A 9,254-nucleotide genomic window follows, 5' to 3' on the forward strand; every position below is an offset into this window, starting at 1 on the left:
GGGACGACGATGACCCTCACCAATGAGCCGGGCGCGCACGACCTGGTCCACCGGATCCGCTCTCTGGAGCCCCGGCGCCGACGCGCCCTGATGGCGCTGCTGGAGAAGCAGGGCGTCGACCTCTTCGCGCTCGGTGTCATCCCCCTGTCGGCGCGCGGGGACGGCGAGCCCGTACCGCTGTCCTTCACCCAGCAACGCCTGTGGTTCCTGGCCCAGTTGGACGGCGCGGGCTCGGCCTACAACATTCCCATGGCCGTACGGCTGCGCGGGCGCCTCGACCGTACCGCGCTGACGGACGCGCTGCGCGAGGTGGTGCGGCGGCACGAGGCCCTGCGCACCCGCTTCGTCGACCACGACGGCGTGCCCTACCAGCACGTCGGCGACGGACGGGACTTCGAGGTCGGCCTGGAGGAACTCACCGACCCCGCCGAGCTCCCGGACATCTGCGCACAGGAGGCGGCCGCGCCCTTCGACCTGGCGCGCGACACCCTGATCAGGGCGCGGTTGCTGCGGCAGTCCGAGCGGGAGCACGTCCTGCTGGTCACCATGCACCACGGCGTCTCCGACGGCTGGTCGATCGGGGTCCTCTACCGCGATCTCGTCGCCCTCTACGAGGCGTTCGGCGCCGGCCGTCCCTCGCCGCTGGAGCCGCTGCCCGTCCAGTATCCCGACTACGCGACCTGGCAGCGCCGGTGGCTCGACGAGACGGTGCGGGGTCCGCAGGTCGCGTACTGGCGCGAGCGCCTCGCCGGAGTCGATCCGCGCCTGTCCCTGCCCGCCGACCGGGAGCGCCCCGCGGTCAAGACGTACAACGGTGCGCGCGAGACCTTCCGCTGTCCCGCCGAGCTCCTCGACTCCCTGCGGGAGATCGGCGCGCGGTACGACGCCACGCCGTACATGACGCTGTTCGCCGCCTACGCCGCCGTGCTGCACCGCTACACCCAGGACACCGACGTCGCCGTCGGCACGGTCGTCGCCAACCGGGGCCGGACCGAACTCGAAGGCCTCATCGGCTTCTTCGCGAACACGCTGGTGATGCGCGCCGACCTGTCCGGCGACCCGTCCTTCCCCGCGCTGCTCGCCCAGGTGAAGCAGCGGGCCCTGGAGGCGTACGCGCACCAGGACGTCCCCTTCGAGGCCGTGGTCGACGCCCTGCGGCTGGAGCGCAGCCTCGCCCACTCGCCCGTCTTCCAGACGATGTTCGTGCTCCAGGAGGCACAGACCACCGAGGAGACCCGCTTCGGCGAACTGGAGGTCCTGCCGGTCGAGTTCGACGTCGCGGCCACCAAGTTCGACCTCACCCTCGACCTCCGCGAGACCCCCGAGGGGCTCGCCGGATTCATCGAGTACAACACCGACCTCTTCGACGCCGGGACCATCCGGCGCTTCATACGTCACTACACCAGCGTCCTCGCAGCCGTGGCCGCCGACCCCGAGCAGCACATCTCCCACCTCTCCGAGCTTCCGCAGGCCGAGCGTCGGCGGGTGTTGGAGGAGTGGAATGCGGCGCCGGCGGGTCTGGTGGCGGAGGAGAGGTGTGTGCATGAGTGGTTCGAGTCGGTGGTGGCGGGTGCGCCTGATGCGGTGGCGGTGGAGTTCGAGGGTGTGTCGCTGACGTATGGCGAGCTGAATGCCCGTGCGAATCGTCTGGCGCGTCATCTGCGTGAGCTCGGGGTGGGTCGTGAGTCGTTGGTCGGTCTGTGTCTGCCGCGTAGTGAGCAGATTGTGGTGTCGGTGCTGGCGGTGCTCAAGGCGGGTGGGGGTTATGTGCCGTTGGATCCGGCGGCTCCCGTCGAGCGGTTGGAGCATGTGCTGCGGGACAGCGCGCCCGCGGTATTGATCACCGACGGTGTCGTCCCCGAGGGACTGGACACGGCCGGTATTCCCATGGTCGATGTGCGGGCGGATGCCGGGGTGTGGGCCGGTCTGCCGGACGGCGACCTGGGCCGTGCCGATGCCTCTTCCGGGCCCGCTGACCTGGCCTACGTGATTTATACGTCGGGGTCGACGGGTGTGCCGAAGGGTGTGGTGGTGGAGCACCGGAATGTGGCGCGGTTGTTCACGGCGACTGATGGTTGGTTTGGTTTCGGGTCTTCGGATGTGTGGACGTTGTTCCATTCGTTCGCGTTTGATTTCTCGGTGTGGGAGATGTGGGGTGCGTTGTTGTATGGGGGCCGTTTGGTGGTGGTTCCGCAGGCGGTGACGCGTAATCCGCGTGAGTTCTATGAGTTGTTGTGTGGTGCGGGTGTGACGGTGTTGAACCAGACGCCGAGTGCGTTTCGGCAGTTGATCGCGGCGCAGGGCGAGGGGGCTGTTGCGCATGGGTTGCGGGTGGTGGTGTTCGGTGGTGAGGCGTTGGATGTGGGGGCGTTGAAGCCGTGGATGCGGCGTGAGGTCAATGAGGGTGTGCGGTTGGTGAACATGTACGGGATCACGGAGACGACCGTGCATGTGACGTATCGGCCGTTGGTGGAGGCGGATGCGGATGGGTCGGCGAGTCCGATCGGTGAGCGGATTCCGGATCTGCGGATCTATGTGCTGGATGGGGTGGGTCGGCCGGTTCCGGTGGGTGCGGTCGGTGAGTTGTTCGTGGGGGGTGGGGGTGTTGCGCGGGGGTATTTGAATCGTCCGGAGTTGACGGCGGAGCGGTTCGTGGAGGATCTGTTCTGTGGGCGTGCGGGTGCGCGGATGTATCGGACGGGGGATCTGGCGCGGCAGTTGCCGGATGGTTCGTTGGAGTATCTGGGGCGCAATGACGACCAGGTGAAGATCCGTGGGTTCCGGATCGAACTCGGCGAGATCGAAGCCGCCCTCGGCACCCACCCGGCCGTGCGCTCCAGCGTGGTCGTGGCGCGCGAGGACCAGCCGGGCAACAAGCAGCTCGTCGCCTACGTCGTCGCGGAGGACGGGCACGCGGACACGGACTTCCGCGCCGAGCTGGGCCGGCACGTGGAGCGCGCGCTCCCCGAGTACATGGTCCCCAGCGCCTATGTCGCCCTGGAGAGCCTGCCGCTGACCACCAACGGCAAGCTCGACCGCAAGGCTCTCCCGGCGCCGAACATCGACGCGTACGCCCAGCGCGAGTACGTTGCGCCGAGCACCCCCACCGAGCGCGCCCTCGCCTCGGTCTGGGCGGAACTGCTCGGCTTCGACGAGGAGCGCGTCGGCGCCGACGACAACTTCTTCGAGCTCGGCGGTCACTCGCTGCTCATCACGGTCCTGGTGGCCCGTCTGAAGGAGCTGGGCCTCGACGTCTCGGTGCGCAGCGTGTTCAGCACCCCGACCCTGGCCCGCCTGGCGGAGGCCATCGACGGGAACAGCGCAGCGCCCGTGGACGACGGCGTCCCGCCGAACCTGATCCCCCTGGGCTGCGCCCGCCTCACCCCGGACATGCTGCCCCTGGTCGAGCTGACCCAGGAGCAGGTCGACACGGTCGTCGCCACCGTGCCCGGCGGCGCGCCCAACGTCCAGGACGTCTACCCGCTGGCCCCCGCCCAGGAGGGCATCCTCTTCCACCACCTGCTCGACCCGGACAACGACCCCTACCTGGTCTCCGTCCTGCTCGCCGCCGACGACGACAAGGTGGCCACCGCGTTCACTCAGGCGCTCCAGGCGCTCGTCGACCGGCACGACGTGTTGCGCACCGCCGTGCTCACCGCCGATCTGCCCGAGCCCGTCCAGGTCGTCCACCGCACCGCCCGCCTGACGATCGAGCGGACACGTCTCGACCCCGGCACCGACGCCGAGGAGCAGGCCCGCGCCCTCCTGGACCGGCCGCGCCGCATGCGTGTCGACCGGGCGCCCCTGCTGAAGCTCCTCGTCGCCGAGGACCCGCGCTCCGAGCGGCGCTACCTCCTGCTGAGCGCCCACCACCTCATCGAGGACGCCACCACCCTGCGCCTGGTCCTCACCGAGCTGGCCACCCACATGGCGGGGCGCGCCGCCCTGCTGAAGGCGCCCGCCCCCTATCGCGACTTCGTCGCCCACACCCTGCGGCAGACGACCGCCGACGACGGCGAGGCCCACTTCCGGGCCATGCTCGCCGACGTCACCGAGCCGACCACGCCGTTCGGCCTGACGGACGTGCGCGGCGACGGCCACCGCTACCCGCAGCTGCGCCGCGCGCTGCCGGAGGACCTCACCCACGCGATCCGCGCCCAGTCCAAGCGGCTGCACGTCAGCCCGGCCTGCCTGTTCCACGCCGCGTGGGCGTGCGTCACGGCCGCGGCGGCCGGCAGCGACGACGTGGTGTTCGGCACCGTCATGTCGGGCCGTCTCCAGGGTGTGCCCGGCGTGGAGGGCATGCTCGGCAACTTCATCAACACCTTGCCGTTGCGCGTACGCCTCGCGGACCGGTCCGTGAAGGACCTGATCGCGGACGTCGACACCGGTCTGAAGGAGCTGATCGCCCGTGAGCAGAGCGCGCTGAGCCTGGCGCAGCGCTGCAGCGGCCTGGACGCCGACACCCCGCTGTTCAGCGCGGTCATCAACGTCCGGCACTTCGAGCCGGGACACGGCGACGCGTCCGGGTCCGCGGTCACCGGCCAGGGCATCCACTGGCTGGCGGAGGCCGACGCGATCAACTACCCGCTCGTGGTGTCGCTCGACGACTTCGGCAGCGAACTCGCCCTGCACGTCCGCGTGGACGACACGGTCGAGTGCGAGGCGCTCGTCGGCAACGTCGAGGCGGCGCTGTCCGGCATCGTCGCCGCCCTCGCCGCGGACGACGGGGCCGGGACGCGCGCCCTCGACGTGGACGTCCTCTCCCCGGCCGAGCGTCGGCGGGTGTTGGAGGAGTGGAATGCGGCGCCGGCGGATCTGGTGGCGGAGGAGAGGTGTGTGCATGAGTGGTTCGAGTCGGTGGTGGCGGGTGCGCCTGATGCGGTGGCGGTGGAGTTCGAGGGTGTGTCGCTGACGTATGGCGAGCTGAATGCCCGTGCGAATCGTCTGGCGCGTCATCTGCGTGAGCTCGGGGTGGGTCGTGAGTCGTTGGTCGGTCTGTGTCTGCCGCGTAGTGAGCAGATTGTGGTGTCGGTGCTGGCGGTGCTCAAGGCGGGTGGGGGTTATGTGCCGTTGGATCCGGCGGCTCCCGTCGAGCGGCTTGAGCATGTGCTGCGGGACAGCGCGCCGCGCGTCCTGGTCGTGGACGGCGGGCTGCCCGATGGCCTGACGGCACCGGACGTCCCGGTGGTGGACGTGCGCGCCGACGCCGGCTCCTGGGCCGGACAGCCGGACGCGGATCTGGACCGCGCCGAGGTCGGGTCCACTTCCAGCGATCTCGCCTACGTGATTTATACGTCGGGGTCGACGGGTGTGCCGAAGGGTGTGGTGGTGGAGCACCGGAATGTGGCGCGGTTGTTCACGGCGACTGATGGTTGGTTTGGTTTCGGGTCTTCGGATGTGTGGACGTTGTTCCATTCGTTCGCGTTTGATTTTTCGGTGTGGGAGATGTGGGGTGCGTTGTTGTATGGGGGCCGTTTGGTGGTGGTTCCGCAGGCGGTGACGCGTAATCCGCGTGAGTTCTATGAGTTGTTGTGTGGTGCGGGTGTGACGGTGTTGAACCAGACGCCGAGTGCGTTTCGGCAGTTGATCGCGGCGCAGGGCGAGGACGGGGCGGCGCATGGGTTGCGGGTGGTGGTGTTCGGTGGTGAGGCGTTGGATGTGGGGGCGTTGAAGCCGTGGATGCGGCGTGGGGTCAATGAGGGTGTGCGGTTGGTGAACATGTACGGGATCACGGAGACGACCGTGCATGTGACGTATCGGCCGTTGGTGGAGGCGGATGCGGATGGGTCGGCGAGTCCGATCGGTGAGCGGATTCCGGATCTGCGGATCTATGTGCTGGATGGGGTGGGTCGGCCGGTTCCGGTGGGTGCGGTCGGTGAGTTGTTCGTGGGGGGTGGGGGTGTTGCGCGGGGGTATTTGAATCGTCCGGAGTTGACGGCGGAGCGGTTCGTGGAGGATCCGTTCTGTGGGCGGGCCGGTGCGCGGATGTATCGGACGGGGGATCTGGCGCGGCAGTTGCCGGATGGTTCGTTGGAGTATCTGGGGCGCAATGACGACCAGGTGAAGATCCGTGGGTTCCGGATCGAACTCGGCGAGATCGAAGCCGCCCTCGCGAGCCACGAAGCCGTCTCCCACGGTGTCGTCGTCCCGCGCGGCTCCGACGACGGCCGGGCGCTCGTCGCCTACGTCAGCACGACGCCGCAGTGGCTCGACGACGCCGCCCGTGAGCAGAACGCCTCGCTGCTGGAACAGTGGCAGCACGTCTTCGAGGACCAGTACGCCGGAACCGGGGGCGACGGCACCGCCGACGACCTCAACCTGGCGGGCTGGGACAGCAGTTACACCGGCGCACCGGTCCCCGAGGCCGGAATGCGCGAGTGGATCGACGGCACCGTCGAGCGCATCGCGGAGCTGCGGCCCCGGCGCCTCCTGGAGATCGGCTGCGGCACCGGCCTGCTGCTGTTCCGCTACGCGGACGCCTGCGAGACCGTGCACGCCTTCGACCTGTCGGCCTCGGCGCTCGCCGACGTCCGTGCGGGAGTGGAGCGGCGCGGCTGGAGCCACGTCACCCTGGAGCAGGGAGACGCCCTGTCGATCGCCCGGCTGACCGGGCAGACCTTCGACACGATCGTGCTCAACTCCGTCGCCCAGTACTTCCCGAACCGCGTCTACCTGGAAGAGGCGCTCTCCCGGATGCTGCCGCTCCTCGCGGAGGGCGGCCGCATCTTCATCGGCGACGTACGCAACCTCGACCTGCACCCCGCCCACCTGGGAGCGGTCGAACGCAGCCGGACCGCCGGCCGCACCACGGCAGGGGCCCTCACCGAGCAGACGCGCCGCCGCCGCAGGCAGGAGAGCGAACTGCTCCTGAGCCCCACCTACTTCGCGCGCATCGCCGAACGCTTCCCCGAGCTCGGTGGCTTCGACCTCCTGGTCAAGCGCGGAGTCGAGGACAACGAGATGTCGGCCTACCGCTACGACGCGGTCCTGACCAAGGGCACGCCCGCGCCCGTCGAGCCTCTGGAGTGGCTGGACGCCGACACCCCGGAGCGGCTGCGCGCCCTCCTGGACGACGGCGCCCCCGACCGCTTCGGCGTCAGCGGACTGCGGAACCCCCGGATCGCCGACGACCTACGGATCGCCGAGGGGCTGACGCGCTGGGCGCCCACCCACGAAGTCGAGCCGCTTCCCGGAGGGGTCCGGCTGACCGAGCAGGAAGCCGCTGACGTACGGAAGGTGGAGGCCGTGCTGCGGCATGCCGAGGATCTCGGCTACCGGGTCGCGGCCACCTGGTCGCAGGACCGGCTCGACGGCCTCGACCTCGTGTTCGGCAGGGACGACCTGCCGCCCGTGCGGGCCCGCGCGCCCTACCGGCAGGCGCGGCCGGCGAACCACCCGCGCATCGGCGACCTGGGCCCGTCCGTGGCCCGGACGCTCAAGGGGCACCTGTCGGCACGGCTGCCGGAGTACATGCTGCCCAGCGTGTTCATGCTCCTCGACGAGCTGCCCATCACCCCGAACGGAAAGGTCGACAAGCGGGCGCTGCCCGCCCCGGACGAGGGCGCCGTGGCCAAGGAGGCCTACGTCGCACCGCGCACCGAGATCCAGCGGACGCTCTGCCGGGTCCTCGAAGAGGTCCTCGGGGTCACCCGCGTCGGGATCGGGGACGGCTTCTTCGCCCTGGGCGGCCACTCCCTGCTGGCGGTCCGGCTCAACCTGCGCGTACGCCAGGAGACGGGCCGTGAGCTGCCGTTGCCGCTGATCCTCACGGGAGCCACCGTCACGGAGATGGCAGCCGCGCTGGAGGAGGAGCCGTCCGCGGCCTCCACCGAGGCCGCCCCGCTGGTGCCGGCCGTGCCCGTCGCCGAAGGGGAGGAGGCGCCGCTCTCGCTCCAGCAGCGCGACCTGTGGTTCCTCGGCCACCCCGCGCACCTGGACGCGTCGTACGACAACGCCCAGCTCGCCCACCGGCTCACCGGCCGCCTCGACCGCGACGCCTTCGCGCGCGCCGTGCGGGCCCTCGTCACCCGGCACACGGTGCTGCGCACCAGCTATGTGCGCCGCGACGGCACGGTCACCCAGCGCGTCAACGACGTCGCGGACTTCGCGGCGAGCGTCAGCGAACCGGTCTCCGGGGACGCGGCCCTCGCCCGATGGCTGCGCGAGGAGCGCACCCGCCCGTTCACCCCGGAGGGGCCGTACGCGGTGCGCGTCCACCTGGTGCCGGTGGCCGACGACGAGCACGTCGTCGTCCTCACCCGCCCCTGGGGCGTCTTCGACGGGTGGTCGCTGACCATCGTCCTGACCGAACTGATGGTCCTGTACGGGGCGTTGAGCCGCGGCGAGCGGCCCGAGCTGCCGCCGCTGCCGCTCCAGTACGCCGACTACGCCCGCTGGCAGCGCGCCACCGTGGACGCACCCGAGCTCGACCGCCAACGCGGCTATTGGAAGCGCCAGTTGGACGGCCTGTCCGCCTGCACGGCGCTGCGCACCGACCGGCCGCGCGGCCCGGTGAAGTCCTACCGGGGAGCCACCGTCGACTTCGGCGTCCCGCAGTCCCTGCTCACCCGCCTCAGGCAGCTGGGCCAGGACCACGACGGCACCCTGTACATGACCCTGCTGTCGGCGTTCGCCGTGCTCCTCGGCGGTCGCACGGACGAGCGGGACCTGGCCGTCGGCTCGCCCGTCACCAACCGGCCCCGCGCCGAACTGGACCGGCTCGTCGGCTACTTCGTGAACCTGGTGGTCCTGCGTCTCGACGTCACCCCGGACCGCGCCTTCACCGACCTGCTCGCCCAGGCCAGGAAGGTCACGGGGGAGGCCCACGAGCACAAGGACCTGCCCTTCGCCGCACTCGTCGAGGACCTGGCGCCCGAGCGCGATCCCGCCTACTCGCCGCTCTTCCAGACGATGTTCAACCTGGTGCCGAACCCGGCGGCCGACGCCGGCGGCGAGGACGCGGCGGCGGACCTGACGGTGAGCCCCGTCGCCGCCGACCCGGGCCCGGCCAAGTACGACCTCAACCTGACGGCCCTGGAGACGGACTCCGGCCTGACGGGCCGCCTGGAGTACAGCACCGACCTGTTCACGCGGGACACCGCCGAAGGCATGGCGCGTGCCTACGAGCGGCTGCTCGCCGAGATCGCGGCCGACCCCGCCGCCGGTCTGGCCCGGCTGCGGGAGCGGGCCGACGCGGACGGCCCGGACGCCTCCGCATGACACGCCGCGCGCACCAGGGCGGCACACCGCAG

1 protein-coding gene is annotated in these 9,254 nt (G+C 70.5%); it reads left to right on the plus strand.

Annotated elements, in window-relative coordinates; translation table 11 throughout:
* Positions 1–9 precede the first annotated feature (9 nt).
* Positions 10–9,222, plus strand: a complete 9,213-nt coding sequence (locus AB0L89_RS05415) for an amino acid adenylation domain-containing protein (RefSeq protein WP_365134661.1) — start codon at positions 10–12, stop codon at positions 9,220–9,222.
* The last annotated feature ends 32 nt before the right edge of the window (positions 9,223–9,254 follow it).

It is taken from the genome of Streptomyces sp. NPDC052114, assembly GCF_040680155.1.
Classification (GTDB): Bacteria; Actinomycetota; Actinomycetes; order Streptomycetales; family Streptomycetaceae; genus Streptomyces.

Coding starts and splice junctions, on each gene's coding strand:
- AB0L89_RS05415 (WP_365134661.1), top strand. CDS start 10: ATGACCCTCACCAATGAGCCGGGCGCGCACGACCTGGTCCACCGGATC.